Source organism: Streptomyces sp. BE303 (assembly GCF_036290945.1).
In the GTDB taxonomy this organism is placed as follows: domain Bacteria; phylum Actinomycetota; class Actinomycetes; order Streptomycetales; family Streptomycetaceae; genus Kitasatospora.
The window spans coordinates 1-1,034 of sequence record NZ_JAQYWZ010000543.1 but is presented as its reverse complement, the minus strand read 5'-3'; the positions used below and the strand labels follow the sequence as shown (position 1 = coordinate 1,034).

The window sequence follows — 1,034 nt, the reverse complement described above, 5'->3', positions numbered from 1 at the left end:
GCGTTGGCGCAGGCGGGGTTGAACCCGCAGGACGTCGACGCGGTCGAGGCGCACGGCACCGGCACGACGCTCGGCGACCCGATCGAGGCCCAGGCCCTCCTGGCCACCTACGGTCAGGACCGGGACGGCGGCGACCCGCTCTGGCTCGGGTCGGTGAAGTCCAACATCGGGCACACGCAGGCGGCGGCCGGTGTCGCCGGCATCATCAAGATGGTTCTGGCGATGCGGCACGGGACCCTGCCCGCGACGCTCCACGCCGACGAGCGTTCCCCGCACGTGGAGTGGGCTTCCGGCGCGGTGTCGCTGTTGACGGAGTCGCGGCCCTGGAACCCCGGGGACCGGCCTCGTCGGGCGGGTGTGTCGGCGTTCGGCGTCAGTGGCACCAACGCGCACGTGATCGTGGAGGAGCCACCGACGGTCGAGGCCGCCGCCGTGGCAGCAGTGGAACTGCCACTGGCTCCGGTGCTGTTGTCCGGTACGGACGAGGCGTCCCTGCGTGCTCAGGCTCAACAGCTGATCGACAGCGCCGAGGTGGGCGCTGCTCACCCGGTGGCACTCGGCGCGGCGTCGATCCGCCGTGCCGCGCTCGCTCACCGGGCGGTGGTGCTCGCCGGTGACACCGACGAGCTGATGACCGGGCTGGATGCGGTGGTGTCCGGTGCGGGCGGTCTGATCGGCACCGCACGGGCGGGCCGGGTGGCGTTCCTGTTCACGGGGCAGGGTGCGCAGCGAGCGTCGATGGGCCGGGGCTTGTACGAGGCGTTCCCGGTGTACGCGGACGCCTTCGACCAGGTGGCGTTGCACCTGGATGCCGATCTGGACCAGCCGCTGGCGGAGGTGCTGGCGGACGAGGAGCTGATCCACCGCACCGGGTACGCGCAGCCTGCGTTGTGCGCCGTCGAGGTGGCGTTGCACGCGCTGCTGTCGCACTGGGGTGTGCGGGCGGACGTGCTGGTCGGTCATTCGATCGGTGAGATCGCTGCCGCGCACGTGGCCGGGGTGCTGTCGCTCGGCGATGCGGCGGCGTTGGTCGT

At 72.1% G+C, this 1,034-nt stretch carries 1 protein-coding gene; it reads left to right on the top strand.

Annotated elements, in window-relative coordinates; translation table 11 throughout:
• Positions 1–1,034: acyltransferase domain-containing protein (locus tag PUR56_RS12300; protein ID WP_329948914.1), on the top strand; the 1,034-nt coding region annotated here is incomplete at both ends.